Here is a 26,443-nt window from a genome sequence, read left to right as displayed (position 1 = left end):
CCCACAACCACAGCACGGCGCTCCAGCACCGCACGCGACGTCGCCAACGAGAACGCCACGTCCTCCGCCCGAACCCCGACGCCCCCAACGCCCCCGACGCCCCCAACGTCCAGGAAGGACAGCAACCTGCCCGCCTGCTCCCGCAGCGCCGCATCGCTCCTCGCCGACAGCACCCACGGGACCGGTCCCGCAACGGCCGTCCCACGGGCGGGCTCTTCGCTCGTCGCAGCCTGCTCGACGATGACGTGCGCGTTGGTGCCGCTGATACCGAAGGAGGACACCGCTGCCCGGCGCGGCAGGTCGCCCGCGGGCCACTCCACCGCCTCGGTCAGCAGTCGCACGCCGCTTGCCGACCAGTCCACATGCGGGGTCGGCTCGTCCACGTGCAGGGTCTGCGGCAGCACACCGTGCTGCATCGCCATGACCATCTTGATCACGCCGGCCACGCCCGCCGCGGCCTGCGTGTGACCGATGTTCGACTTCAGCGAGCCCAGCCACAGCGGCCGGTCGCCGTCCCGTCCCCGGCCGTAGGCGGCGATGAGGGCTTCCGCCTCGATCGGGTCGCCGAGCCGCGTGCCCGTACCGTGCGCCTCGACGGCGTCGACGTCCGCGGGGGCGAGTCCGGCGGCCGCCAGGGCCTGGCGGATGACGCGCTGCTGGGAAGGGCCGTTGGGGGCCGTGAGTCCGTTCGACGCGCCGTCCTGGTTGACGGCGCTGCCCCGCACGACGGCCAGCACCTGGTGGCCGTTGCGCCGGGCGTCGGACAGCCGCTCCACCAGGAGCATGCCGACGCCTTCGGCCCAGCCCGTACCGTCCGCGCCGGCCGCGAACGCCTTGCACCGGCCGTCCGCCGACAGGCCGCGCTGCCGGCTGAACTCCACGAACATGCCGGGCGTGGACATCACGGTGACGCCGCCGGCCAGGGCCATCGTGCACTCGCCGCTCCGCAGCGACTGGACGGCCAGGTGCAGGGCGACCAGGGACGACGAGCAGGCCGTGTCGACGGTGACCGCGGGGCCTTCGAGGCCGAACGAGTAGGCCACGCGGCCCGAGGCGACGCTGGTCGTCGTGCCGGTCAGCAGGTAGCCCTCGATGCCGTCGACCGGCTCGTGCAGCCGGGGGCCGTAGTCCTGTGCCGTCGCGCCGATGAACACGCCCGCGCGGCTCCCGCGCAGCGTGGCCGGGTCGATTCCGGCCCGCTCGAAGGCCTCCCAGGCGGTCTCCAGGACCAGCCGCTGCTGCGGGTCGATCGCGGCGGCCTCGCGGGGGCTGATGCCGAAGAAACCGGCGTCGAACTCGGCCGCCTCGTGCAGGAAGCCGCCGTGCCGCGTCGAGGACTTGCCGGGCGTGCCGGGGTCCGGGTCGTAGAGCGCTTCGACGTCCCAGCCGCGGTCCGTCGGGAATCCGGAGACGGCGTCGCCGCCGGAGGCGAGCAGCCGCCACAGGTCCTCGGGGGAGCTCACGCCGCCGGGCAGCCGGCAGCTCATGGCCACGATGGCGATGGGCTCGTCGGAGTCGGCCACCGTCGCGGGCGCCAAGGCCGCCGCGTCCTCGCCGCCCAGGGACCGGGCGGCGAGGTGGCGGGCGAGCGCGGCAGGGGTCGGATGGTCGAACAGCAGCCCGCTGGGCAGGCGCAGGCCGGTGGCCTCGCCGAGCTGGTTGCGCAGTTCCACCGAGCTGAGCGAGTCGAAGCCGAGGTCTTTGAACGTCCACTCGGTCTCGACCTGGCGGGCTTCGGCGTGGCCCAGGACGGCGGCGACGTGGGCGCGGACCAGGTCGAGCACGGCCTCGTCGCGTTCGGTTTCGGGCAGTCCGGCCAGCCGCCGGCCCAGGGCTCCGACGGGCGCGCTGTCGGTCTCGGAGATGACGATGGCGTCCGGCTGCGGAGCCTCAGGAGCCCGGCCGGTGATGGCGACGGGCGACGTGGTGTCGCCGTCCAGCCAGTACCGCTGCCGTTCGAACGCGTAGGTGGGGAGCGCGACCTTGCGGCGTGTGCCCCGCCCGCCGCCGAACAGGGCGTCCCAGTCCGGCTCCACGCCGTGGACGTGCAGCGAGGCGACCGCCGCCAGCAGGGCCTGTGCCTCGGGGCGACGGGCGCGCAGGGCGGGGACGAACAGGGACTCGCTGTCAGCACCGGCACGGGCCATGGACGTGAGCACGCCGCCGGGGCCGAGCTCCAGGTACGTGCGGACGCCCTGCTCGTCGAGGCGGGCGACGCCGTCGGCGAAGCGGACCGCCTCGCGCACGTGGCGGACCCAGTACGCGGCCGTGCACCCTTCGTACCCCGAGGGCTCCTCGGACAGCCGGCCCGTCACGTTGGACACGATCGGGATGCGCGGGGCGTGGAAGGTCAGGCCCTCGGCCACGTCTCGGAACTCCGCCAGCATGGGTTCCATGTGCGGGGAGTGGAAGGCGTGGCTGACCCGCAGCCGGCTGGTCTTGCGGCCCAGGGCGGCGAAGGCGTCGGCGATCTCGGTGACGAGGTCCTCGTCGCCGGAGACGACGACGGAGTCCGGGCCGTTCAGCGCGGCGATGCTCACGCGGTCCGTGCGGTCGCCGACGCGGGCTCGGACCTCGTCCTCCGCGGCCTGGACGGCGATCATGGCGCCGCCGGCGGGCAGCGCCTGCATCAGGCGGCCGCGCGCGGCCACGAGGGCGCAGGCGTCGGCGAGCGAGAGGACGCCGGCCACGTGCGCGGCGGCGAGTTCGCCGATGGAGTGGCCCATCAGCACGCCGGGGGTGATGCGCCAGCTCTCCAGGAGCCGGAACAGGGCGACCTCGACGGCGAACAGCGAGGTCTGCGTGTAGAGGGTCCGGTCGAGTTCGGCCGCCTCCTCGGAGCCTTCGGGGGCGAACATGACCTCGCGCAGCGGCCGCGCCAACAGGGGGTCGAGGTGTGCGCACACCTCGGCCAGCGCGGTGGCGAACGCCGGGAAGGCATCGGCCAGTTCGCGGCCCATGCCGGGTCGCTGGCTGCCCTGGCCCGAGAAGAGGAAGGCGAGCTCGCCGGGCGGGCCCGTGCGGCCCGTGGTCAGCGCGGCGTCGATGCCGCCGGTGGACAGCTCGCGCAGGGCGCGCAGGAAGTCGTCGCGGTCCTCGCCCACGACGACGGCCCGGTGTGGGAACGCGGTGCGGCCGGTGGCCAGCGACCAGCCGGCGTCGGGCAGGGCGAGACCGGGGTGCGCCTCGGCGTGTGCGAGCAGGGCGGCGGCCTGGGCGCGCAGCCCGGGTGCGGTCTTGGCGGACAGCGGCCAAAGGGTCGGAGCCGCGCCCGTACCCGCCTGCGCAGCCACCCCCGTCGCCGGCGCCCGGTGTTCCGACAGCACGATGTGGCAGTTGGTGCCGCCCATGCCGAACGAGCTGACGCCGGCGAGCAGCGGGCGGCCGTCCTCGGTGGCCCATTCGCTGTGCTCGGTCTGCACCCGCAGGTTCAGCCGGTCCAGCGGGATCGCCGGGTTCGGTGTCTCGAAGTTGAGGCTGGCGGGCAGTTCACGGTGGTTGAGCGACAGGACCGCCTTCAGCAGGCCGGTGATGCCCGCGGCGCCCTCCAGGTGGCCGACGTTGGTCTTGGCCGAGCCGACCCGCAGAGGGCGGCCGGAGTCGCGTCCCGCACCGAGCACTGCGCCGAGCGCGGCTGCCTCGACGGGGTCGCCGACCTTGGTGCCGGTGCCGTGCAACTCCACGTAGCCGACGTGGGCGGGGTCGACACCGGCCCGTTCGTAGGCGAGCCGGAGCACCTGTTCCTGCCCGGACTGCAGGGGTACCGTCAGCCCGTCGCCGCCGCCGTCGTTGTTGACCGCACTGCCGCGGATCACGCAGTGAACGGGGTCGCCGTCCGCGACGGCCCGGGCGAGAGGTTTGAGGACGACGATGCCGCCGCCCTCGCCGCGGACGTAGCCGTTCGCGCGGGCGTCGAAGGTGAAGCAGCGGCCGTCGGGGGACAGGCCGCCGAACTTGGCGGCGCCCAGGGTGCTCTCGGGGACGATGTTGAGGTTCACGCCGCCCGCGAGGGCGATGGTCGATTCGCCCTTGCGGAGGCTCTCGCAGGCCAGGTGGACCGAGACCAGGGAAGAGGACTGGCCGGAGTCCACGGTCAGGCTGGGGCCGTTCAGACCGAGGAAGTACGAGACCCTGTTGGCGATGATGCTGCGGTGCAGGCCGGTGACGGTATGCGGGGAGATGGCCGTGAGTCCGGAGCGGTGGTGCAGGGTCGCGTAGTCGTCCCAGATGGCGCCGACGAACACTCCGGTGCGGGTGGAGCGCAGCGTCCCGGCGCGCACGTGCGCGTCCTCCAGCGCCTCCCAGGCCAACTCCAGCACGAGCCGCTGCTGCGGGTCCATGGCGGCGGCCTCCTTGGGGGAGAGCCCGAAGAACCCGGCGTCGAAGTGGCCGATGCGGTCGAGGAATCCGCCCCGGTGGATGTCGGTCCTGCCGGGTGCGGACGGGTCGGCGTCATCCACCGCGGCCCCGTCCCACCGGTCCGCGGGGACGTCTGTGATCGCGTCCGCGCCCTCGCTGAGCAGCCGCCAGAAGGCGGCCGGGTCGGCGGCCCCCGGCAGTCGGCACGCCAGGCCGATGACAGCTATGCCATCGTCCGAATCCGCCGATGCCGAACCGGCCCGATTACCCATTCCGTTGAGCTCGGACTCGACCATATTGCACTCCACCCACCCACACAGAGAATGAAAAGGCATCGCACCGTGGCGGCCACGGCACAGGCGATCGGCACGACCGGGCGGCAACAAGTTGCGGTGTGACCCCAGTTTCGGTCCCGCAGCCGCGCTCCGCCGCTGCAGCGGATCAGTTTTAGGGGAATCCCCAAGGGTCGACGTGCACGAGCATTGACAGCAGGCGACACATCTAAGGAGAACCCTAGGGACACTTGTGGGAGAACTGCAGCCAATACAGCGTCCCTCGATTCTCCTCCGATGATGAGGTCCCAGGTCTTTCATGGTGGATTTGCAAGCAGCCGAGAATCACTCGGCGCAGCCCTTTCCCACAGCTCGCCCCACAGGTTGCCCTTTCGACCCGCCCGCGGCCTTCACGCAAGCGCGCGAGGAATGCCCGATGACCCCGCTGCGGTACCCCGATGGGCACGTCGGCCACCTGGTCACCGGCCTGCAGGCCGCGCGGTCCGTGCTGACCGACCCCCGGTTCAGCTCCTTGCCTGCCGGGAAGCGTTCTCCGGTGAAGGTGCCCGGCTCCGAGCTGAGCACCGACGCACTGCCGGCGGGCATGTTCGTCAATATGGACCCGCCCGACCACACCCGCTACCGCCGTCTGCTGAGCAAGCACTTCACCATTCGCCGCGTGCGGGAACTCCGCCCGCGCATCCAGGAGATGACGGATCGACTGCTGGACGAGATGGCGAACAGGGGCGGCCCCGTCGACCTGGTGCAGGCCTTCGCCAAGCCCCTTCCCACGCTGGTCACCTCGGAACTGCTCGGGCTGCCCGAGACGGACCGCGCACAGTTCGCGCATCATGTCGACGTTCTCTTCAGCCTCTCCAGCAGCGGAGAGGAGATGCAACAGTCGATGACGGCCCTCGGCGGTATGCTCCACGCCCTGATCGCAGCCGCACGCAAGGACCCGGGCCCGGACATCCTCGGCAGGCTCACCGTCGAGACCGACCTGAACGACGAAGAGCTGCTCGGGATCACGATCGTTCTTCTCATCGCCGGGCTGGAGACCACCACCAACATGCTGGCGCTGGGCACCTACGCCCTGCTTCGCCACCCCGGGCAGCTGGCCGCTCTGCGCGCCGACTGGTCGCTCATGGACGACGCTGTCGAGGAGCTGCTGCGCTACCTCAGCGTGGTGCAGATCGGACCGATCCGCGTTGCCGCCGAGGATTTCGCATTCGAAGGGCAGTCCATCCGCAAGGGCCAGGTCGTCACGGTGTCGCTGCCCGCAGCCAACCGTGACCCGCTGGGCTTCGAAGACCCCGACACCTTCGACATCCGTCGCGGCACGACCCGGCACGTGGCCTTCGGCAGCGGTCCCCACCAGTGCATGGGGCACCACTTGGCCCGCCTGGAACTCGCCATCGGCTACGAGTCGCTGCTGCGCCGCTTCCCCCGGCTGGAGCTCGCCGTTCCGGCCCAGGAGATCGGCACCCGGGAGATGATGGTGACGTACGGCGTCCTAGAGCTGCCCGTGCGCTGGTGAGAGGACGCCGGTGATGAGGATCGAGATCGACGAGGACCTCTGCTGCGGCGCAGGCACCTGTGTGCTCGCCGCCCCTGCTGTCTTCGACCAGAACGACGACGACGGCACGGTGATCCTGCTCCACGCCACCCCCGGCGCCGAGCAGCGGGCGGCGGTGGAAGAGGCCGCCGAGCGGTGCCCGACAGCGGCCATCAGATTCGTATGACCACAGCGCTCTCGAAGGGCGCTCGGCCGAATCCTTGCACGCTCGGGTTCCTGGCCGTCGGCGCGGCCAGGACCCGCCGGGTCGGCGCCTCGCAGCCACCCGTCGCGGCAGGGTCACGGTGCCCTACGCGCGGAGCTCCGCCGCCGTGGTGTTCCTGAGCGGGAGTTCACCCGGATGCGAACGATGTGAAGCCGCCCGACGAAGCCACGCCTTCGGCGCACCCGAGGTCGGCCGGGAGAACATCGGCAACCAGGAGTGGAGATCGGTGCTGCGTGCCGCAGGATCGTCGACGTCGGCAGGTTTCTCGCGAATACCGGGCGGTTCCTGTCCGGTATCAACCGTACCGTCTGTCTCACGGAACATCACCTCTCACGGGAGCCTGCCATGCACTTTGCTTCGATTCGCATCATCACCGAGGACGTCGCTCGCATCGTCAAGTTCTATGAGACCGCCACCCGGGTGCCGGCGACATGGTCCACGGACGACTTCGCCGAGATCATCACACCGAACGCGACGCTTGCGCTGGCCGGCACCCGCACGGTGCAGCTGCTCGGTGACCAGGCGCCCCCGCCGGCAGCCAACCAGAGCGTGATCATCGAGTTCCGCGTCGCACATGTCGACGCCGAGTACGACAGGCTCAAGGAGTTCGACATCCACATGGTGAACGAGCCCACGACCATGCCGTGGGGAAACCGTTCACTGCTGTTCAGGGACCCGGACGGCAACGTGGTCAACTTCTTCACGCCCGTGACCCCGGAGGCGATCAAGCGGTACGGGCATTAGGCCTGCCGATCCGCCCATTGCCGTCGAGCCGGCCCGGCCTCCGCCTCCGTGACGGTTGGGCAGCCGTTGCGGTACTGGTCGGGTGCGGTGGCACGCACGCACTCCCGCCGATGGCCGTGGGCGCGCGAGCGACGAACCGAAGGGCCGGCGGGTGATGGGCACCCGGCGCCGGACATCGACGGGGTGCTGCGGCATCCGGCAGACCTTCAGAGGGTGGGAAGAAGACCCCCATCGACGGAGATGGCGATCCCGGTGAGGTAGGAGGCGCGGGGCGAGGCGAGGAAAGCGATGAGTTCGGCGGCTTCCTCGGGTTGTCCGGGGCGGCCGAGGGGAGCGGCAAGGCGCTCGTGGAACTCCTTGCGGATGGCGTCCAGGTCGCGGCCCGTGCGTTCGGCCGCGTTTCGCAGGCTGGTTTCGACGGCATCGGTCTCGATGACTCCTGGCATGACTGCGGTGACGCGCACGCCGTGCGGGCCGCAGGCGAGGGCGAGGCTCTTGCTGTAGGCGTTGAGGGCGGCTTTGGCCGCCGCATAGGGGGTGCCGTTGGGCTCACTCGCCTGCACGAACCCCAGTGGGCCGTGGGCAGGCTGCCGCCGGCTGCCGGCCTGCAACGTGCAGACGAACACCAAGCGTTCGCGTCCGACGGCCATGGCAGCTGCGCCGAGCGCCGCACCGCTGCCTCGTTCGCGGTGGACGGGATCGGTGCCGATCCACTGCAGACCGGCCCCACCGTTGCTGACGAACACTGCCGACGTGACCACCGGGCGTCCGTCCGCCCCACGGGCCGGACGAGAATCCCGAGGTCAGTGCGTAGACCGGCTTCAGCGTCGATGACCGCATCCCGCAGGTCGGAGCCGATGCAGCCTGTGCCCACGGACTGTGTTCAGGGCGACGATGGCCGTGCCGGCGTCGGTGGTTCGGCGTCGGCATATTCGAGGAGCCGACGGGCCAGGCTGCGCACCTCGTCGCGCAGGGCATCGGGATGCTCGATGACGAAGGGACGGTCCAGCCCGGCCAGTAGGGCAGGAAGCCAGTCCAGGCGTTCGGCCCTCAGCCGGACCCGTACCCAGTCCGATTCGTCCGCCGCCCGGGAGTCCCCGGATGGCTCAAGCGACGTCCGCCGGTCACCGGTTGCCTCGTCGGACGGGTCGGATGCGGGGTCGGTTGGTATCTCGAGCACGGTGGCGATCCCAGCAGGGAGCCGGGAGCGGATGTCATCGACGGTGCCGCGGACCCGCAGGGAGACCTGGTGGAGGTAGGGAGTCTCCGCGATCCCGGAGAGCACCCGGGCAGCCGGGTCGAACCCCGAAGGCGTCTCGAACGTGCCCGTGAGGACCGTCGCCTTCTCGACCCGGTCCAGCCGGAAGGTGCGCACCTCGCCGCTTGCCGAATCAGCCCCCGTCACGTACCAGCGCCCGGAGTGGGAGACGATCCCGTACGGGTGCACGGTGCGCTCGCTGTGCCGTCCCTTCCAGGCGGTGTAGCTGAGGGCGACCGGTCGGCGGTGACGGGCGGCCTCGGCGAGGAGCAGCAGGATGTCCGTCTCCGGCGTGACCGCCGGACGGGACGGAGCGGTGAAGTCGAGGGTCGCCAGAAGTGCATCCAGCCGGCGGCCGAGTGGCTCAGGCAGCACCCTGCGCATCTTGGCGGTGGCGCTCTCCGCTGCCGCTTCCGATGTTGCCGCCATTCCGGCCCGCCGTCCTGCCACCATGCCGAGCAGTACGGCCAGTGCTTCCTCGTCGGTGAGCATCAGCGGCGGCATCCGGTAGCCAGGGGCGAGGTGGTAGCCGCCGTATCGGCCGCGCACCGAGCGGACCGGGATGTCCAGGTCGATCAGGTGGCCGACGTAGCGCCTGACGGTGCGTTCATCCACGCTGAGCCGGCCCGCCAGGTCGGCGACGGTGCGAGTACCGCCGGCCTGAAGAATCTCCAGGAGGGCGAGCACCCGAGAGGTCGGTCGGGTCATGCCCGCGATTATTCATCAAATACCGGGCGGATTCCGTCCGGTATTTGATGCGGAACGCGGCCCGTCGACCCGCGAAAACGTCCCAGGCCTCTGCCCGGAGGCAGACCGGCGCCCCCGTCGCAGGCGGACTCCATCGCCGAGGAACTCGGCGACCTGATCCTCGGTCCACCTGCAATGACGCCGCCGACCTCGCCCAGCTCGGGAGGTCGCCGTCTTCTGCAGTGACCGCCAACCGACGGTCCAGCGCCGTCGGATTCGCGAATCCGCCACGGCGGACGAGTACCGCTGGGCGCCGATCTCCCGGGGGTGCCCTCGACCTCGGGGTTGGGATGGGGAAGGGAGGGCAGGTGGGGCCTCCCCAGCCGGATGACATGTTCGGTGCCGATCCTGATGGCCGTCCGGAAGATCCTGCTGCGAGACGCCATGCTGCACATCGCGTCCTCGTCGTCCTCCGTGCACCAGGTGGCCAGGTGGGCCGTCCTGCCCAGCGGCCAGGTGCGGACGGACATTTCCTGCTCGGCGATGCCGACGCCTGCACCTTCGGGCTCCGGATCACCGACGTACTGCTCGACGCAGGGGACCAACGACGGAAGATCTCCCTCCGCTCGCCCGACGAGCCGTCAAATGCACGCCGATCAAGTGTGATCACCGTCATTTCTACGGTCAGGCATTGACGGGTTTACAAGATCACGGATACAAACGGTGCACCCCTGCACCAGTCCAGCTCCTTCTTCCGTGACCCGGAGATGCCGCCTTGTCCTCAGCCTCCCTGCCGCACGCCCCTCGCGTTCTCGTGGTCGAACCAGCCTCCTCGGGCGGCACCACCCTCATCGGTGTCGCCGCCGAGTCGGGACTGCGTGTCGTCGTCGCCAGCGCGGACACGGGCGACCGCGCCCTCTCCGACGCCGTGCGCACCGCCGCCGAGCGGGTGTTGACCGTGGAGACCAACGACCGGGCGGCGCTGGAGGCGGCCGTACGGGAGGAGCACGAGCGGGAGCCGCTCGACGCCGTGCTGGCCGGTTCCGACATCTACGTCGCGGTCACCGCCCGTGTGGCCCACGCCCTCGGCCTGCGCGGGCTGCCGGTGGACACCGTCGAGCGTGTCCGCGACAAGAGCGTGATGCGGGCCGCTGTGGCCACCGCCGGACTGCGCACTCCGCGCTTCGCCGAGGCGACCACCGAGGACGAACTCCACGCCGCGGCCGAGCGGGTCGGCTTCCCGTGTGTGCTGAAGCCTGTCGCCTGCTCCGGCAGCATCCATGTCAGCCGTGCCGACACAATGGCCGAACTGTCCGCCGCCTTCAGGCGGTTGGTCACCGACACGGTGCCCGACATGGGCAAGCTCCACGAACACCGGGTCCTGGTCGAGGAGTACGTCGAGGGACCCGAGTTCAGCGCCGACGGGTATGTGCGGGACGGCGTCACCACCGTGGTGGCCCTCACCCGCACCCTGCTCGGGCCCGAGCCCGACTTCGTCGAGATGGGCCATCTCACCCGGGCCGACGTCGATGACACCACCCTGAAGACGGTCGCGTCCTACGTGGCCGACGTGGTGGCCGCCGTGAACCTCACCTCGGGTCCGTTCCACTGCGAACTCCGGCTGGCCGCCGACGGGCCCGTCCTCATCGAGATCGGCGCCCGGCTCCCCGGCGACCGCATCGTGGAGCTGGTCCGTCTGGTGACCGGGGTGAGCCTGCCCAAGGTGGCGCTGGCCGACGCTCTCGGCGCAGACCCCGCCGGCATGGGGGCGTTCGCCGAGGCCGAGGCCGCCGCCGCGGGCATCCGGTTCTTCGCCGCCGAGAACCTCGCCACCTTCCAGGGGCTGACCGGCTGGGATCAGGTCACCGCGCTGCCCGAAGTCACCGAGTCCGCACTCTACTTCGCGCCGGGCGACGAGATACCGGCCGCCCGGGACTGCCGTTCCCGGCTCGGCCACGCCCTCTTCACGGCCGACTCCCCGGCACAGGCACTGTCCCGCTGGCTGCACCTCGGCGACAGCGTCACGGCGAACTGACCCACCGCAAAAGATCATGAGCGATCACACAGACACACACATACTCGACTACGTCGCCGTGGGCGTCGGTCCGGCGAACATGAGCCTGGCGGCCCTGGCCCATCCGATCGACGGCCTGCGCGCCCTGCACCTGGAACGCCGGGAGAGTTTCTCCTGGCATCCCGGCCTGCTGCTGCCCGAGGCCACCCTCCAGGTCTCCCCGCTGAAGGATCTGGTCACTCTCGTCGATCCGACCAGCCCCTTCTCCTTCCTGTCCTTCCTCGCCGCGCACGGCCGCCTCTACCGGTTCCTCGCCGCCCAGTTCCCCGCCGTCCTGCGCGCCGAGTTCAACCAGTACCTCCAGTGGGTCGCCGGACAACTGCCCGCCATCGTCTTCGGCGCCGAGGTGCGCGAGGTCGATTTCCGCTCGGGCGCCTTCCGGGTGCGCACGGCCGACGGCGAGTCGGCCGCCCGGCATCTCGTGCTCGGCACCGGCCCGGCCCCGAACGTCCCCGAGCAGTTCCGGGAACGCCTCGGCAGGACGGTCTTCCACTCCGGCGAGTTCCTGCCGCGGCTGCCCGACGCCACCGGCCTGCGGGTCGCGGTGGTCGGCGGTGGCCAGAGCGGCGCCGAGGTGGTGCGCCACCTCGCCGCCGCCCCGGCCTCGCCCGCGACGATCACCTGGATCAGCCGGCGCCCGTCGTTCCAGCCCATGGACGACTCGCCGTTCGCCAACGACCTCTACACCCCCGACTACGTACGCCACTTCCACACCCTGCCCGACGACGAGAAGGCCCGGCTGCTGGAGCAGCAGACGCTCACCAGCGACGGCGTCGATCTGCCCATCCTGCGCGACATCCACCAGCTGAGCTACCGGGCGGACTTCCTCGACGGCGCCCCCGGCCGGCTCCGCTTCCTGCCGGACACCGACGTCACCGCGCTCGACGGTACGGACGGCGACTGGAAGCTGACCCTGGACGGGCGCGGCGGTGACATACCGGCAGTGATCGGCGCTGACATCGTGGTGCTGTGCACCGGATACGGCTACCGGATCCCCGACTTCATGGCTCCGCTGCTGCCCCGGCTGCACCGTTCCGGCCAACTCCTGTCCGTTCAGAAGGACTTCTCCGTCACCTGGGACGGGCCCGAGGGGCATCGCATCTATCTCCAGAACGGCGCCCGGCACGCCTGGGGCGTCGCCGACCCCAACCTGAGCCTCCTCGCCTGGCGCAGCGCGGTCATCCTCAACAGCATCCTGGGCGAAACGAGGTACCCGGTATGACCGCGGACCCCACCGCGCACATCCCCTTTCTCCCGGCCGAGGTCGAGGAGGACGGGGTCACGGTCGCCGACGCGGACCTGGCGAACTCCGTGGTTCCGCAGGCACCGTTCAAGATGGCGAGGTTCACGGTGCCCGCCGGCGGGACCAGTTCGCCCGACGTCCACGCGGTCCAGGAGATCTGGGTCGTGCGGGCGGGCACCGGCACCCTGGTCGTCGACGGAGCGCGCACCGGGCTGCGCGCCGGATCGGTCGTCGGCTTCCCCTCGCACGCCGTGCACGAGGCCTTCGCCGACCAGGGTGAGGACCTCGACGTCCTCTCGCTGTGGTGGGACGCGCCCGATGCGTGACACCTCCTCCACCGACATCCACGACCTCGCCGTCGTCGGCACCGGCGTCATCGGCGCCCTCACCGCCTACTACGCCTGCCTTCGCGAGCCCGGTCTGCGGATCCTGCTGGTGTCCCACGGCTCCCGCGGGCACGGCGCCACCGCCCTGTCGGCAGGCTTCGACACGCTGACCGGGCGCAATGAAGCCCAGCGCGAACTGTCCCTGCGCAGCACCGAGTTGTTCGACAAGCTGGCCGGGGAACTGCCCGGCCTGCCGCGCCGGGACCTGACGGTGCACTGGGTCGTGGCCCGCACCGGTGCGGCCGCCCTCGACGCCACCCTCGCCGACGGCAGCCGCACCGCGCCGGTCGACGCGGGCCAACGCCGGGCGCTGAGCGAGGTCTTCCCCGGCCTTCAGGTCGGCAGCGACCAGGTCCTGCTGTCCTCCGCCCCCATGGCGGTCGGCGGCCCCAGGACCCTCGCCGACCGGCTCCTCGACCACGTTCTCGACCTGCCCGGCAGCATGCTCGCCGAGGGCTTCCGGGTCACCGGGATCCGTCGCGTCGGCCGCCGACTGGAACTCACCGCCGCCGACGGCTCCGTCCTCACCACGCGCCGAGCCGTCGTCGCCCCCGGCCCCTGGGCACTGGACGGACCCGTCGCCGACGCGGCCCGGGCCCGCGGCGCCCGGGTGAAGAAGGTGGTGGCGTTCCACGTCCTCACCCCGCCCCCGCCCGGGGCCCCCGCCCTGGTGTTCGAGGACGACGACGCGTTCCTGCTGCCGGACGAACCGGGCGGCCGCTGGATTCTCAGCATCACCTCGCCGGACTGGGACCGGGGCCCCGACGGCCCGTTGGCCATCGGCCCGCACAACCGCGCCCTCGCCCTGGACCTCCTCGAACGTCACGTGCCGGGATTCGTGCCCCACCTGACCGGGGGCCGCGTCTTCAGTGACTGCTTCACGCCCGGCCACCTGCCCGTCGTGGACACCGCCGGCGACCCCGACGTGGTCATGGCGATCGGCGGCTCGGGCTCCGGTTACCGGCTCGCGCCCGCCCTGGCCGAGCACGCCCTCACCCTGCTGTACGGGAGAACCACCGCCCCATGAGCACCCTGCTGACGGCCGGGACCCACACCCCCCGGCACTACCTGCTCGTCCCGCCCGAGGCCACGCCCAACGGCCCGCTCCACCTCGGCCACATCGGCGGCCCGTTCCTGTGGTCCGACATGATCGCCCGCCATCTGCGGGTCCGCGGCGATCTGCCCCTGGTGATCACCGGCAGCGATGTGTACGAGTCGTACGTCACCCTGCGCGCCCACGCGGAGGGCTCCACGCCGGCCGAGGTCGCCGCCCGCTACGGCCGGCGCGTCCAGGACGACCTCGCTGCGATGGACATCGGCGTCGACGCGTTCATCACCCCCGACCAGGAGCCGTGGAAGGAGCAGTTCGAGGCCGAGGTCACCGCCTGCCTCGCCCGCCTGGACGAACGCGGCGCCGTACTCACCCGCACGGAACGCGTCCCCTACTGTGCCGGCTCCGACCGCTGGGTCGTGGGCGGCTGGCTCCAGGGCCGCTGCCCCGAGTGCGGGGCCGGCGTGGCCAGCTACTTCTGTGAGGAGTGCAGCGCGCACTTCCTCCCCGAAGCCGTCCTCGAACCCCGTCCGCTGCTCGACGAGGGCCCGCTGACCTGGCGGTCGATCACCAGCCGTTTCCTCACGGTGCCCCCCGCCGGCGTCCTGGACGGCGTCCTCGCCGAGCGGGGCATAGCCCGCCGCTACCGCGACACCGTGGCCCGCTTCCTGGACCGGGACGGCCTCACCATCCGGCTCACCGCCCCCCAGGAGTGGGGCCTGGCCCTGCCCGCGCCCCAACCCGGCGTTCCGCACGCCCTGTTCCCGTACGCAGGCATCCTGATGTTCGCCCGGCTGGCCGGCGCCGTGCACGGACAACTGTCCGGCACCGGCGTCAACGCCTTCGACCCGGACTCGGGCGTCACGACCATCACCACCCTGGGCATCGACAACGTCATCCCCACCCTGGTCGGCATCGTCGGCACCAGCCTCCTGCACGGAGGCATGAAGCCGTACGACCGCTGTCTGATCAACCACTTCTACCAGCTCGCCGGCCGCAAGTTCTCCACCAGCGCCCGGCACGCGATCTGGGCAGCCGACGTGGCCGCCGCACCGGCCCTGGACGTGGACGCCGTCCGCTACCACCTGGCCCGTGCGGACCTGGAGGCCGGTCCGGCCAGCTTCGAGCCGGAGGACTTCCTGGTCACCGCCCGCACCACGCTCGCCGACGACCTCGGCAAGCGGATCGCGGACGCCTTCCGGACCCTGCCGCCCACCGCTCCCACCGCGCCGCCCACTGCCCTGACGGTCCGTCTGGACGCGCTCCTGGCAGAGCAGTCCGCCGCCCTCGACGGCACCCGGATCTCCACCCGCCGTGCGGTCGGCGCATTCGACGCCTGGGCCGCCGACAGCGCCGCCGCCGAAGCCGGCGCCTACTGGTGGCTGAAGGGCCTCGCCCTCCTCGGCTTCCCCGTCATGCCCGGTCTGGCCGAGCGGATCTGGCACCTGCTGGGCGGTACCGGCGAGCCGCGCGCCCGCGCCTTCCACGCCGCCACTCCGCCCCTGCCCGACGCCCGGACCCCGACCCTGTCGCGGCCCGCGGCGACGGACCTCGCCGCCTGCCTGCCCGCCACCCTGCGCCCGGAGAACCGCACGTGACCGACGCCCCCCTGTACGTCGTCCTCAACCGCTCCGGCGACGAGTTCGGCGAGTACCACCGCTTCCTCGACGGCGCGCCCGCCCGGATGGTCTACCTGACCACGCCCGGCGGGCTGCCCGCCCTCGACCGGAACGGCGCCACCGAGCTCCACGTCCTGGACAGCCTCGCCCACGACGACCTGCTGCCCCTCGTCCGGGCCGTCGCGGACCGGCACGGACGGCCGGCCGCGGTCTTCGGGCAGTCCGAGTACGACATCCTCACCGCGGCCCGGCTGACCGCCGGCCTCGGTGTCACCGGCGGCTACGGCCTGGACCTGGTACGCCGGTTCAAGGACAAGCCCGCCATGAAGCAGGCCGTTGCGAAGGCGGGCGTACGGGTGCCCCGCTTCCGCCACCTGGACGACGCCCCCGACGCCGCCACCCTCCTCGCCGACCTCGGCGAGGTCTTCCCGCTGGTGCTCAAGCCCCGCTCGGCGGCCGGTTCGCAGGGCGTCCAGGTGGTCCGCACACGAGCGGAACTGGCGGCGGCCCTCGACGGCCTGGACCCGTCCGCCTACCAGTGCGAGGAGTACGTCGACGGTGACATCCTGCACGTGGACGGCGTCCACCGCGCGGGCACCCGCCACTTCGCCACCGCCTCCCGGTACGTCAACACCTGCCTGGACTACGCCCGTGGGCTGCCGCTCGGTTCGGTCCTGCTGGACGACGGCCCGGAACGCGATCGGGTCACCGCCTTCGCGGACGACTGTCTGCGTGCCCTCGGCCTGGCCGACGGAGCCTTCCACCTGGAGGTCATCCGGCGCGCCGACGGCGAACTCGTCTTCCTGGAGGTCGGGTTGCGCCCCGGCGGCGCCCAAGTTCCTTTCCTGCACGCCGACCTGTACGGCATCGACCTGTTCGCCGAAGCCTTCCGGGCCGCCATCGGCCTGCCCCCGCTGTGGCACGGCGCCCACGAGCCCGTCGCCGGCGGCTGGCTGATCTACCCGGCACCCGGCAGGATTCCCGCCCGGATCAGCGACCGTACCGACGCGCCCGCCGGCGTCGCCGAGCTCTATCACCACGAACTCCCACCCGTCGGCAAGGAGTTCACCACCCCCGGCAGCTACGACGAAGGAACCGGCATCTTCCGCTTCCGCGGCGCGGACGCCGCGTCGGTCCACCGGGCCGTGCAGACGGTGCTGGGTGAGTACCGGGTACGGACGGAGCCTCAGGGCCACCCGGCGGCCGCGCCCGGACGGCACGATGACTGACCCGCACCCCTCGGGCGTCGTGCGCGACTGGATCCGGCAGACGGTACCGGCCCCGGGGGCCGCCCGCCGGCTCGGGCTGCTCACCCTCATCCAGTCCCTCGGCCTCGGGGTGTTCGTCACCGCCAGCGCCGTGTTCTTCACCCGCACGATAGGCATTCCCGCCCAGCGCGTCGGCCTCGCCCTTTCCGTCGCCGGGCTGTGCGGCCTGCTGTGCGCCGTACCGATCGGCCGACTGGCTGACCGCCTCGGCCCACGCCTCGTGCTGATGGCGAACTTCTTGCTGGCCTCGGTCTGTTTCGTCGCCTACTGCCTGGTCGGCGGCTTCGCCGAGTTCCTCGCCCTGGCCTCGGTCGTCGCCGTGCTGGAGACATCGGCGGGCGGCCTGCAGGCCTCGCTGACGCACGCGCTGATGGGCGGGGACGAACGGGTGCGGGTCAGCGCGCAGATGCGCAGCCTGTTCAACCTGGGATTCCTCGGCGGCGCCGCGCTGGCCGGGATCGCGCTCTCGGTGGGCACCCCGGCCGCGCTGCACGGCACCGTGCTCGCCAACGCGGCGCTCCAGCTGGTCTCGGTCGCCGTCCTGTGGCCGATGCGTCCCGCCCGGTCGCTGGACCCGTCCTTGCCCGACGACGAAACCCCGGCCGCCGACGAGACCCCGCGCCTGTCCCGCAACTCGGCCCTGCGGGACCTCCGTTATGTCGCCGTCGCCCTCGTGTGCGGTGCGCTGGAGCTGTACCACCCGCTGCTCACCGTCGGCCTTCCGCTGTGGATCGTCACCACCACCCACGCGCCCACGCCGATGGTGTCCGCCATCCTCGTCCTGGACACCGTCCTCGTCCTGCTCTTCCAGGTCGCCGTCAGCCGGGGCGCCGAGACACCCGCCGCGGCCGCCCGGATGCTGCGCCGGGCCGGCCTCTGGCTCGCCCTCGCCTGTCTGGTGTTCCCGCTGAGCGCCGGGCGCGGCGCCCTGCTCGGCTCGGCCGTGCTGCTGGGCGGCGCGTCGGCCCTGATCCTGGGCGAGCTGTACCAGGCCGCCGCCGGCTGGGGCCTGGCCTTCGGCCTGGCTCCGGCCGGCCGCCAGGGCGAGTACCAGGCGGTGTTCTCCCTCGGGCGCGGGCTGCAGCAGTTCGCCGGCCCCTGGCTGATGACCTCGCTGGTGGCCGGCGCGCACAGCACCGGCTGGCTGGTCCTGGCCGGCCTCTTCGCCGCTCTGGGCCTGCTGGCCCCGCCGCTCGTCCGCGCGAACGGGCGCTCCGGCGACCGCCACGCCCCGGTGACCACACCCTGACTCTCCGCCCGCTCTCCGGGCCGGCACTGTCCGCCGGTCCACCGCACCACACGTTGGGAACGAACCAGCATCATGACCGTGACACGACGGCACGACCCCGAGGCCCGCGGCTTCGCCAGCGACAACTACGCGGGCGTGCACCCCGAGATACTCCAGGCCATCGCCGAGGCCAACGGCGGCCACCAGACCAGCTACGGCGACGACGTCTACACCGAGCGTCTCCAGGAGGTCTTCCGGGACCACTTCGGCCCCACCGCCCGGACCTACCCCGTCGTCAACGGCACCGGCGCGAACGTCGTCGCCCTTCAGGCCATGACGAAGCGCTGGGACGCCGTGGTCTGCGCGGAGTCGGCGCACATCAACGTGGACGAGTGCGGTGCACCGGAGAAGGTCGCCGGGCTCAAGCTGCTCACCGTGCCGACCTGGGACGGCAAGCTCACCCCCGAGCTGGTCGACCGGCAGGCGTGGGGCTTCGAGGACCAGCACCGGGCAAGCCCCCGCGTGCTGTCGATCACCCAGTCCACCGAGGTGGGCACCTGCTACACCCCCGAGGAGATCCGCGCCCTGTGCGACCACGCCCACGGGCTCGGCCTGCTGGTCCACCTCGACGGGGCCCGGCTGGCCAACGCGGCAGCCACTCTCGGCGTGCCGCTCGCGGCCCTGACCACCGAGGCGGGCGTCGACGTGCTGTCCCTCGGCGGCACCAAGAACGGCATGCTGTTCGGGGAGGCGGTCGTCGTCCTCAACCCGGAGTCGGTGCGGGGCATGGCGCACATCCGTAAGTCGAGCATGCAACTGATCTCGAAGATGCGGTTCCTGTCGGTCCAGTTCGAGGCCCTGTTCGGCGGCGACCTCTGGCTGCGCTCCGCCGCCCACGCCAACGCCATGACCCAGCGCCTGTACACGGCGGTACGCGATCTGCCCGGTATGTCGATCCCGCGTCCGGTGCAGGCCAACCAGATCTTCGCGGTGCTCCCGGCCCCGGTGACCGAGCGCCTGCGCAAACGATTCCGTTTCTACGTGTGGGACGAGCAGGCCGGCGAGGTGCGGTGGATGACGTCGTACGACACGACCGAGGAGGACGTGGACGCGTTCGCCGCCGCCATCGCGGAGGAACTGGCGGCGGGCTGACCGGCCCGTCGCCCGCCGGCGGACGCCCGGGCCACGGGCGGGCGTCGGCGCCGGGACCGCGTTCCAAGCCGTCCCCGGGTCGTCGGCTCCAGCGGCCCCCGCCGCGCGGGCGCGGGCTCGGCGGTGGCCGCCGCCGGGCCCGCCGGTCCGGGAGATCTTCGGTGTTCCTGCCCCGTGCTCGGGGGCTCGCTTCTCACGATCCGTCCGCAGCGGTCGGGCAGAGCGAACAGGCAGGAATGCTGGAGAGGATCACGGCGCAGCGGGACCGAACTGTACGCGCCGATCCGGGAGTTGTCCGGACGGCTGGAAGAGGCCGCGCGCCGAGCGCGAGGACCTGGCGGTAGCCGAGACGGTGCTGCGGGGGCCCGCGGAGCAGGCGACGGCCCTGGCGCCGACGGCCAAGGCCGGCCAGGCAGCCGGGCGGGCAGTGTTGCTGGTTCCGCGCCGGGGCGTTGGCCTCGCGGTTTCATGCAGCGGGCTGTCCGTCAGGTGGTCGGCTCCGCAAAAAGTTCCTCTGAACAGCGAGAATGAAGGTTGTCGAGGCCTCGTTTCCGCACCGGCCGGAGGCACTTCTCAGGTGAGCACGAGGCCAGGAGCGCTCTCGGGTTGCCGTCGCCGAAGTGGTGAGGTGGGGTGGTCGACCACCGGCAGCACCGATAGCGTCACCCTGTGGATCAGGATGAACGGCTACTTCACGCCTCGTCGTTCGGCGCGGCGGCGGTCGCATACGGCGAACACCGTCCGGACTACGCGCAGGCCGCGGTGCGCTGGGCTCTCGAGCCCGCGCCCGGCCCGCGCGTGCTCGACCTCGGCGCCGGGACCGGCAAGCTGACCGCCACGCTGGTCGCACTGGGTGCCGAAGTCGTCGCAGTCGAGCCCGACCCGGGGATGCTGACCGAGCTGCGCCGCTCACTGCCGGATGTCCGTGCCCTGCCGGGCAGTGCCGAGGCGATACCGCTGCCGGACGCTTCCGTCGATGCCGTTCTGGCCGGCAACGCCATGCACTGGTTCGACATGGCCGTCGCGGGACCCGAGATCGCCAGGGTCCTCGCGCCCAGCGGCATCCTGGCCGGTCTGTGGAACCTCATGGACGACGAGGTCGAGTGGGTTGCCGGGCTCGCGCGGGTCAGCGGGAGCGCGGCCATCGGCCCGCGTGACACGCCCACCAGCTGGCGCGCCGAGACGGCCGGCATGCACCTTCCCAGGACTGGCGCGGCCGCCCGGTTCGGCTCGCCGGAGCAGGCCGGGTTCCCGCACGGGCAGCGCCGCACCGCCGACTCTCTCATCGCGACCATCGCGACGCGCGCGGGAGTGTTGGTCATGCCGGAACAGGAACAAGAAGTCACGCTGGGCCGGATCCGCGCATTCCTCGCCGGCAGACCGGAGACCGCCCGCGGAGAGTTCACTCTCCCGATGCTGACCGGCGTGCTGCGCGTCCGACGGCTGTGATGCGTCACGTCGCCGGCGATCGGATGACACACCGCACGCCGTCCCACGACGATGGCGGATCCGCCCAGCGGGCCGTCAAGTTCGGTGAGACACCGCGAAGTTCAGCGAGAACCTGCAGCCCACCGCTTCGCCGTCGCGGTCGCCTGCGCGTCCTGCGATCCAGGCGGCCTCCGTATCCTTCCGGGCAACGCGTTGGCGGAGACGACCAGCCAGGGATCACGTGAGGCGAGAAAGCCGCCGACAGCCGGGAAGGCGGTCTCGCGTCCCGAGGTGAAGACCCTCCCGAGCACGGGGAGGGACGGCCCCGCCCGGTGGCCCGATGCCCCGCCGGCCGGCCCCTGTCACCGGGCCCCGGAATGAGGCCGCCTCCCTCGTGGCGGTGAAAGTGCGGTGGCACCGCGAGTTGCCCTTCTCGCCCGCACTCCCAGGGGATCATGGCGATGTCCTTTCGGGGACAAGGACGGCACGCCCATCAGGTCATTGCACTGCGTGCCGCTCCTACGTCATACGGATGACCGAAACGCGTCGTTGTGCTCCGAACAGAATTGCACACGGTCCGTGTCCGCTCCGTGACTGAGATACTCGGCGCCTACGAGACGCCACGGCAAGGCGCTCTGCCCGGCATGCCTTCGTGCAGGCCGCCATTGGGGGGAAAAATCATGCCGAAAAACACCACAGGTGACTTCCTGGTGACCATCGTGCCCGGAGACGAACGGAAATTCGTCTGCCCGGCGTGCGGAGTACCGATGAGCCTGCGGAATCCCGGATCGTTCGAGCTCAACCTCACCGTGAACGCACGCAAGGAATTCAACGAGGCCATCAGGCATTACGCGGCCTTTCTCTCCTACTTCGAGACCGAGGCTCTGGCGCGGAACATCTCCAGTTCGACCCGGAACGACGCGGCTCCCTATGCCCATACCGAGCGCGACGGTCTCGGTCCGTCCGAGTTCACTCAGGGCCTCTACAGCACCAAGGGAGCGGACGAGGTCCGGGAGCACTGGTGGAACCGGTTCGACCATTACGCGTTCTACCGGCTCGTGCACAAAGACCTCCTGCCTCACACGGACCTGGAGGCCCTCCTCGCCGACGCGCGTGCGCCGGAAGCCGCGTCGCAGGGGGGTGCGCCGTCCGCCCGGCAAGCCGGAACCCGGAGTTCCTCCGCAGAGCGGACGAGGGCCACCGCGTCCGGCGACACGACGGCGGAGAAGCCCTTCGAGGCCGCCGTACGCGTGCTGCTCGGCGGTTTCGAACCGCTGCGGATGGCAGGCCACATCATGTCGCTCGTCTTCGACCAGCCCCACGTCCGGCTCTGGCTCAGTGACACCGTCGACGCCGAACCGGCGGTCGGCCCGGTGCGGCGGGAGGTCAGCGGCACCGCCACGCTCAAGTCACTCACCGCGCAGCCGGAGGTGGCGCCGAACCTCGCGCGCTACCTCGGCCTTCTGGAGGAGGTACTCGAAGACCCCGGCCTGATGTCCAAGCTCCTGGGGCCCCAGTACGTCGGCATGCGACGCAAGCTGCTGGAGGAGATCAGAAGGGCCCGGCTTGTGCTGGTGCTGCTCCTCGGCCATGCCTCCGAGTCGGTCGCCAAGGAGTTCCCGGGCCTCGTCGAGCACTACGTGCCGTTCACGCTGCCCCGGCGCGTCGTGGTGGCGCCGAAGCTCCTGGCGAGCCTCCTCGAGTCAGCGGCGATCACTGATCTCTCCGGACTACGGCTCTCGGACCAGTACGTGAACCTCCTGCTGAGCGACGGCCTGGCCCCCGACCCCGCTCCCCTGACGCAGGACCAGGAAGCCCGTGTCATCGCGGAGCTCGTACGAAAGCTCGGGGACGACACCCACAAGGTGTTCACGTTCGTGTGCCGTGGGCCTTCCGGGCGCTCCGCGGAACGGGCACGTGAACAGGCCACGGTGGCCCGCCGCTACGCGCCCGAGGAGCCGGACTACTGTGGCTGGTACCCCAAGCCCGATGAGACCCACCCCGTCGTGTTCATCGGCAGCCCCGGAACGAGCAAGTCCACACTCATGCTGACGGGTCTCCTGCAGTTCTACAACAACGCCCAGGCCCTGGGAGCCACGGTCGGTTTCCAGTCGGACAAGGACCTGCGCGAGTACGACAACTACGTCGACCGCTACTGGAACGGCGCTCTGCCCGATCCCACGCCCGCCGGCTCGCGCAACAGCATTCAATTACGCGTGGAATCGACCACCGATCCCACGCGCGGCGCGAACTTCGTGTTCACCGACGTCCCCGGCGAGGTGACCTCTCGCAGCGTCAGGGGCGAGGGGGCGGACCCCATCGTGCTGGGTGTCCTCAAACACGCCGAGACCGTCGTGTTCCTCTTCGACCTGTCCATCGAGCAGGCCGTACAGCGTCAACTCGCGAACTCCCCCGCCCGGCAACACTGGGAGGCGCTCCTGCGCAACGCCGACAGTGTCATGAGGAACCGGCTTCCGAGCGAGGACAACGGTTCCGCCCCCGCCGGGAGCGGCGCCGCCCCGGGCACAGCCCCGCGCAGCCGCGCGCGCGTCAGCCAACTCGACCTCCTGGAGCGCATGATCTCCGATCTGCGCGAGATCCGCGGCGACGACCTGCGCACCGGGGGCCCGAATTTCATCTGCATCGTCCCCAAGACCGACCTTTACGTCGCCTCGGTCGCCGACGACAGGGATCTCCAGGAGAGCCGCATCAAGTTCCTCACCGAGTTCTACGACTGGCTGATCGACCAGAAGATCCTGTCGCCCTCCGCGAACGGCCCCGACCAGGAGATCTCCGGATCGCCGTCCGGAGCCATCGAGTGGTACCGGTCGACCGCCGGCTACGGGTGGCTCGGCAGCAACGGCCAGGGAGAGGTGGGCGGTCCCATGGCCAAGCACACGATCCAGCGGCAGCTCGAACTCGTCCGCAGCATCTCCGACCAGGCACGCGAAGCGCTGGGAACCATCGGCAAGGCGCTCGGGGACGGTGCCTCCGACGCCGATGTGCGCTCGCTGTCGGGCCTGGTGCGGGCACGTCTGATCGAGCGGCTGCAGTCGGTCTTCCGCTCGGAGGACGTGTACTTCCTGCCGATCTCCGCGCAGGGCGCCGATGTCCCGGACAACGCGCCGGGTGACGGCGAAGCCGCCCGGGAGGGGCATTCTCAGGGGAAGGGGTCCCTGACGTCCGGCCTGGGATATCCGCCGAACGCGAAGCTGTCGGAGTATGCCTTCATGCTTCCCGTCCTGCTGTCCTTGCGCGGCATGGACAGTGAGCGCGTCTGACCCCGGGGATTCCGGCACCGCACTCGCTGGTGGAACGGCGCGCCACGCGCCGACGGCGCACGCCGGCTCCGGGCTGGGCAAAGATCCTGCCCAGCCCGGGGCACCGGCCGTAACCCGCGCCATCGCCACCCGTTGCGCCCGGCATGGAAGAACTCCTTGATCCCACACCCGGCATGCCCGAACTGCACGAACCGCGCCTGCCCCTGTTCACCCTCTCGGAGGCACAGGAACTGCTCGATGTCCTCCAGCACTTCGGCACCACCGACCACGACTGGGGTGCACGGGCGCGCCACTTCGCAGCCGAACTCGTAGCCCGCGTCCCCTCCCACGATGCCTAGGCCGTCATTTCGGCGGTGACGGCGGCGTCCACGGAAAGAACCGGCCCGCGCTCGGGTGGTCCTGGGCACCGTCCACGCAGATGTTGGTGCCGTTGACCCCGCCGGCGCGGGCCGACAGCAGGAAGCACGCCACGTCCGCGACTTCGTGCAACTCGACCAGCCGCCCACGAGGGAAGTCGTCGCGGGCGAAAGCCTCGTACTGCTCCGGTCGGTTGTCCCGGAACCAGGCCCAACCCCCGCCCTCGAACATCACCGAACCCGGGCTGAGCGCATTCACCCGGATGTTGCGCGGGCCCAGTTCCTGGCCGAGTGCGGCGGCGAGATGGATCTCCGCCGCCTTCGCCGAGGCGTACGACGACTTGGGGCCCGGCTTCCACCCCGTGATGGACGCCACTACGAGCGCGCTGCCGCCCCCGCGCCGCTCGAAGTGCGGCACCGCGGTGCGGATGGCGTGGGCGGCATGCAGCACGTTCAACTCGTACGTCCGCAGCCAGTCCTCGGGCGTCGAATCCAGCAGCCCACCCCCGTACGCACCGCCGGCATTGGCCACCAGCAGGTCGAGCCCACCCATCCGCTCGGCCGCCTCGTCGACGGCCCGAGCCAGCGCATCCGGGTCCGTGACGTCCGCCTGGACACCGGGCAGTCCCGACTCCTTCAGCCTTTCCGGATCCCGTCCGCAGACGGTGACCACCGCCCCCTCTTCCTGGAGCGCCCGGCCGATGGCCAGACCGATGCCGCTGCTTCCTCCGGTGATGAAGGCTGTCTTCCCCGCGAGTCCCAGATCCACGGCCGCAGCCTGTCAGCAGACGCCGACAGGATCAACCCGGTTGCCCCGCGGCCGCATGCCGGCATCTCGTCCCCGACTCCGGTCGGCAAGGCAGCGAAGGCCGCAACATCGCCTGAACCGATCAGGACCGGTCTCCACGAGACTGATCAACCCTCCCACCACGGTTCCATGTCCTCCACGGCGACGAACTCGTGGAAGTCCATGTTGCCGATCTCCAGGTTGCACGCCATCGATCCGACGTCGTGGCACGGAAGAACCGCGGACTGTCCCGGGGTGTCGTACAGGTCGACGACGGTCAGCGGCCGACCAGGCTCGGCGAAGGTCCTTGCGTCGGCGAGCGCCACCAGTGTGGTGTGTTCCTCCGGCGGTACCAACCCGGGGACCTGGCCCGGGTGGAGGTCCTCGAAGGCCCGGTCGTCGACGACCAGCGCCGCCAACGGGTAGTGCTCCACGTCGATCTCCTCCGGGTCCAGGTTCACGCCGACGCAGCCGTCCTCGTCGGCCCCGCCCAGTTCGCCGAGGAGGGCGCGCCAGCCCTCCTCGTCACCGAAGGAGGTTCGCACCAGCAAGGCCGCGTCGGTGGAGGGCAGCGCCGGGAAGGACCGGCGGGCCGGCGTCGTCGGCGCGGGGAAGGCCGGCCGGCCACCGCCTCCCTGGTACATGCCGCACCTGTCGATGGTGCGCACCAGGTCGTTGAAGGAGAGCGCCCCGCTCAAGAGGGCGGCCAGGGTCTCGCCGAGCCGGGCTGACGGGACCCGGACACCGCGCCCGGGTATCGCGTCCAGGTCCACCAGCAGTGGCCCGTCACCGCCGTAGACCACGGGGATGTCCGCCAGGACGACGACCGGCGGTACGAGTCCGCCGCCCGGCACGAGCGCCGGCACGTTACCGCCGTGCAGGTAGTCCCATCCGCGGCCCTCGACCAGGTGGAGCCGCACCCTGCCGCCCCCGAGGACGAGCGCACTACCGTCTCGGTGGCCCCCGATCTCGTCGAGCAGCCCGCCCCACAGGGCTTCGCCGTCCTCGTAGCAGGTGCAGACCAACAGCACTTCACCGGGCGCAGGCTGGGGAAGCTCGGGAAAGGGCATGGCTCTCCTTCGAAGGACTGGCACGGGCGCCAGGACACTACTGAACTTGATCGAGTGATGCCGGAGCTGTTCACCTGACAGCGGGCGGTCGGCTCCCGTAGCTGGTCGAGCGGTGGTCCCTGGGCGTGTTGATCGGCCGGCGCGCTCTTCTGGAACAACCCGCCGGTGGGCGGCACGGACCTCGCGTCCGCGCCGCCATCGGTTCACTGGCAGGACGGTGGTCAGCCCGCGGTGCCGTCCAGGGCGGTGTCGGGGATCCAGGAGCCGTGGATCCCGGCGGTCACCCGTCGGGGCAGGTGGACGATGGCGATCTGGTTGAGGCCGGAGGCGTCGAGGACGAGGAGTTGCGAGGCGTCCTGCTTGAGGTCGGATACGACGGTGAGCAGGTAGCCGTCGTCC

General features: G+C 71.3%; 20 protein-coding genes. 14 read left to right on the top strand and 6 right to left on the bottom strand.

The features are described from left to right. The coding region (locus tag AB0H32_RS32630) for a beta-ketoacyl synthase N-terminal-like domain-containing protein (RefSeq protein WP_361128064.1) at positions 1-4,631 on the bottom strand (4,631 nt) is incomplete at its 3' end. 436 nt (positions 4,632-5,067) lie between these two features. On the opposite strand from AB0H32_RS32630, the gene AB0H32_RS32625 reads away from it, so the two are divergent. The 3 genes from AB0H32_RS32625 to AB0H32_RS32615 all read left to right on the top strand — a co-directional run bounded on the left by AB0H32_RS32625 (position 5,068) and on the right by AB0H32_RS32615 (position 7,156). Next, a complete protein-coding gene (locus tag AB0H32_RS32625; protein WP_361128060.1) occupies positions 5,068-6,168 on the top strand; it encodes a cytochrome P450 in 1,101 nt (366 codons plus the stop codon). Between the two features lie 13 nt (positions 6,169-6,181). Continuing rightward, positions 6,182-6,373, top strand: coding sequence for a ferredoxin (locus tag AB0H32_RS32620; protein WP_361128057.1), 192 nt, complete (start codon positions 6,182-6,184; stop codon positions 6,371-6,373). A gap of 384 nt (positions 6,374-6,757) precedes the next feature. After that, positions 6,758-7,156, top strand: a complete 399-nt coding sequence (locus tag AB0H32_RS32615) for a VOC family protein (protein ID WP_361128054.1) — start codon at positions 6,758-6,760, stop codon at positions 7,154-7,156. A 206-nt stretch (positions 7,157-7,362) separates the two neighbouring features. Here the strand turns inward: AB0H32_RS32615 and AB0H32_RS32610 are convergent, their stop codons facing one another. Together AB0H32_RS32610 and AB0H32_RS32605 are read right to left on the bottom strand one after the other, a co-directional pair. Continuing rightward, positions 7,363-7,917, bottom strand: a complete 555-nt coding sequence (locus AB0H32_RS32610) for an SDR family oxidoreductase (protein WP_361128051.1) — start codon at positions 7,915-7,917, stop codon at positions 7,363-7,365. Positions 7,918-8,039: 122 nt separating this feature from the next. Next, positions 8,040-9,122, bottom strand: coding sequence for a WYL domain-containing protein (locus AB0H32_RS32605; RefSeq protein ID WP_361128048.1), 1,083 nt, complete (start codon positions 9,120-9,122; stop codon positions 8,040-8,042). Positions 9,123-9,876: 754 nt separating this feature from the next. Between AB0H32_RS32605 and AB0H32_RS32600 the strand changes: the two genes are divergently transcribed. The 11 genes from AB0H32_RS32600 to AB0H32_RS32550 all read left to right on the top strand — a co-directional run bounded on the left by AB0H32_RS32600 (position 9,877) and on the right by AB0H32_RS32550 (position 24,169). Continuing rightward, positions 9,877-11,136, top strand: a complete 1,260-nt coding sequence (locus AB0H32_RS32600) for an ATP-grasp domain-containing protein (RefSeq protein ID WP_361128045.1) — start codon at positions 9,877-9,879, stop codon at positions 11,134-11,136. 16 nt (positions 11,137-11,152) lie between these two features. After that, positions 11,153-12,397 (top strand): SidA/IucD/PvdA family monooxygenase, encoded by a 1,245-nt coding sequence (locus AB0H32_RS32595; protein ID WP_361128043.1) that lies wholly within the window; start codon positions 11,153-11,155, stop codon positions 12,395-12,397. Then, positions 12,394-12,744 carry a cupin domain-containing protein gene (locus AB0H32_RS32590; protein WP_361128040.1) on the top strand — a complete coding sequence of 117 codons (351 nt, stop codon included), beginning with the start codon at positions 12,394-12,396 and terminating at the stop codon, positions 12,742-12,744. The genes AB0H32_RS32595 and AB0H32_RS32590 overlap by 4 nt, the downstream gene beginning before the upstream one ends. Further along, positions 12,737-13,831 carry an FAD-binding oxidoreductase gene (locus tag AB0H32_RS32585; RefSeq protein ID WP_361128038.1) on the top strand — a complete coding sequence of 365 codons (1,095 nt, stop codon included), beginning with the start codon at positions 12,737-12,739 and terminating at the stop codon, positions 13,829-13,831. Before AB0H32_RS32590 ends, AB0H32_RS32585 begins: the two co-directional genes overlap by 8 nt. Continuing rightward, complete coding sequence (locus AB0H32_RS32580; protein ID WP_361128035.1) at positions 13,828-15,453, top strand: class I tRNA ligase family protein; 1,626 nt, start codon at positions 13,828-13,830, stop codon at positions 15,451-15,453. Before AB0H32_RS32585 ends, AB0H32_RS32580 begins: the two co-directional genes overlap by 4 nt. After that, a complete protein-coding gene (locus AB0H32_RS32575; protein WP_361128032.1) occupies positions 15,450-16,703 on the top strand; it encodes an ATP-grasp domain-containing protein in 1,254 nt (417 codons plus the stop codon). The genes AB0H32_RS32580 and AB0H32_RS32575 overlap by 4 nt, the downstream gene beginning before the upstream one ends. Then, positions 16,696-17,991, top strand: coding sequence for an MFS transporter (locus AB0H32_RS32570; protein ID WP_361128029.1), 1,296 nt, complete (start codon positions 16,696-16,698; stop codon positions 17,989-17,991). Before AB0H32_RS32575 ends, AB0H32_RS32570 begins: the two co-directional genes overlap by 8 nt. A gap of 72 nt (positions 17,992-18,063) precedes the next feature. Then, positions 18,064-19,122, top strand: a complete 1,059-nt coding sequence (locus AB0H32_RS32565) for a low specificity L-threonine aldolase (RefSeq protein WP_361128027.1) — start codon at positions 18,064-18,066, stop codon at positions 19,120-19,122. 669 nt (positions 19,123-19,791) lie between these two features. Continuing rightward, the gene (locus AB0H32_RS32560; protein ID WP_361128024.1) at positions 19,792-20,571 is read left to right on the top strand and encodes a class I SAM-dependent methyltransferase; all 780 of its coding nucleotides are present in this window, start codon (positions 19,792-19,794) and stop codon (positions 20,569-20,571) included. 659 nt (positions 20,572-21,230) lie between these two features. Then, positions 21,231-23,831, top strand: coding sequence for a hypothetical protein (locus AB0H32_RS32555; protein ID WP_361128021.1), 2,601 nt, complete (start codon positions 21,231-21,233; stop codon positions 23,829-23,831). Positions 23,832-23,974: 143 nt separating this feature from the next. Next, positions 23,975-24,169 (top strand): hypothetical protein, encoded by a 195-nt coding sequence (locus tag AB0H32_RS32550; RefSeq protein WP_361128018.1) that lies wholly within the window; start codon positions 23,975-23,977, stop codon positions 24,167-24,169. A 4-nt stretch (positions 24,170-24,173) separates the two neighbouring features. On the opposite strand, the gene AB0H32_RS32545 is transcribed toward AB0H32_RS32550, so the two are convergent. The 3 genes from AB0H32_RS32545 to AB0H32_RS32535 form a co-directional block, all read right to left on the bottom strand. Continuing rightward, on the bottom strand, positions 24,174-24,956 hold the full coding sequence (locus AB0H32_RS32545) for an SDR family oxidoreductase (RefSeq protein WP_361128015.1): 783 nt from the start codon (positions 24,954-24,956) through the stop codon (positions 24,174-24,176). A gap of 146 nt (positions 24,957-25,102) precedes the next feature. Next, the gene (locus AB0H32_RS32540; protein ID WP_361128012.1) at positions 25,103-26,044 is read right to left on the bottom strand and encodes a hypothetical protein; all 942 of its coding nucleotides are present in this window, start codon (positions 26,042-26,044) and stop codon (positions 25,103-25,105) included. A gap of 221 nt (positions 26,045-26,265) precedes the next feature. Then, positions 26,266-26,430, bottom strand: coding sequence for a carotenoid oxygenase family protein (locus tag AB0H32_RS32535; RefSeq protein WP_361128062.1), 165 nt, complete (start codon positions 26,428-26,430; stop codon positions 26,266-26,268). Positions 26,431-26,443 lie beyond the last annotated feature (13 nt).

This window comes from Streptomyces sp. NPDC020362, from assembly GCF_040642095.1.
Lineage (GTDB): Bacteria > Actinomycetota > Actinomycetes > Streptomycetales > Streptomycetaceae > Streptomyces.
The sequence above is the reverse complement of the archived record's forward strand: the minus strand, read 5'-3'. Positions and strand labels throughout refer to the sequence as shown.

Coding starts and splice junctions, on each gene's coding strand:
- AB0H32_RS32550 (WP_361128018.1), top strand. CDS start 23,975: ATGGAAGAACTCCTTGATCCCACACCCGGCATGCCCGAACTGCACGAA.
- AB0H32_RS32615 (WP_361128054.1), top strand. CDS start 6,758: ATGCACTTTGCTTCGATTCGCATCATCACCGAGGACGTCGCTCGCATC.
- AB0H32_RS32620 (WP_361128057.1), top strand. CDS start 6,182: ATGAGGATCGAGATCGACGAGGACCTCTGCTGCGGCGCAGGCACCTGT.
- AB0H32_RS32565 (WP_361128027.1), top strand. CDS start 18,064: ATGACCGTGACACGACGGCACGACCCCGAGGCCCGCGGCTTCGCCAGC.
- AB0H32_RS32595 (WP_361128043.1), top strand. CDS start 11,153: ATGAGCGATCACACAGACACACACATACTCGACTACGTCGCCGTGGGC.
- AB0H32_RS32540 (WP_361128012.1), bottom strand. CDS start 26,044: ATGCCCTTTCCCGAGCTTCCCCAGCCTGCGCCCGGTGAAGTGCTGTTG.
- AB0H32_RS32605 (WP_361128048.1), bottom strand. CDS start 9,122: ATGACCCGACCGACCTCTCGGGTGCTCGCCCTCCTGGAGATTCTTCAG.
- AB0H32_RS32590 (WP_361128040.1), top strand. CDS start 12,394: ATGACCGCGGACCCCACCGCGCACATCCCCTTTCTCCCGGCCGAGGTC.
- AB0H32_RS32555 (WP_361128021.1), top strand. CDS start 21,231: ATGCCGAAAAACACCACAGGTGACTTCCTGGTGACCATCGTGCCCGGA.
- AB0H32_RS32585 (WP_361128038.1), top strand. CDS start 12,737: ATGCGTGACACCTCCTCCACCGACATCCACGACCTCGCCGTCGTCGGC.
- AB0H32_RS32625 (WP_361128060.1), top strand. CDS start 5,068: ATGACCCCGCTGCGGTACCCCGATGGGCACGTCGGCCACCTGGTCACC.
- AB0H32_RS32570 (WP_361128029.1), top strand. CDS start 16,696: ATGACTGACCCGCACCCCTCGGGCGTCGTGCGCGACTGGATCCGGCAG.
- AB0H32_RS32580 (WP_361128035.1), top strand. CDS start 13,828: ATGAGCACCCTGCTGACGGCCGGGACCCACACCCCCCGGCACTACCTG.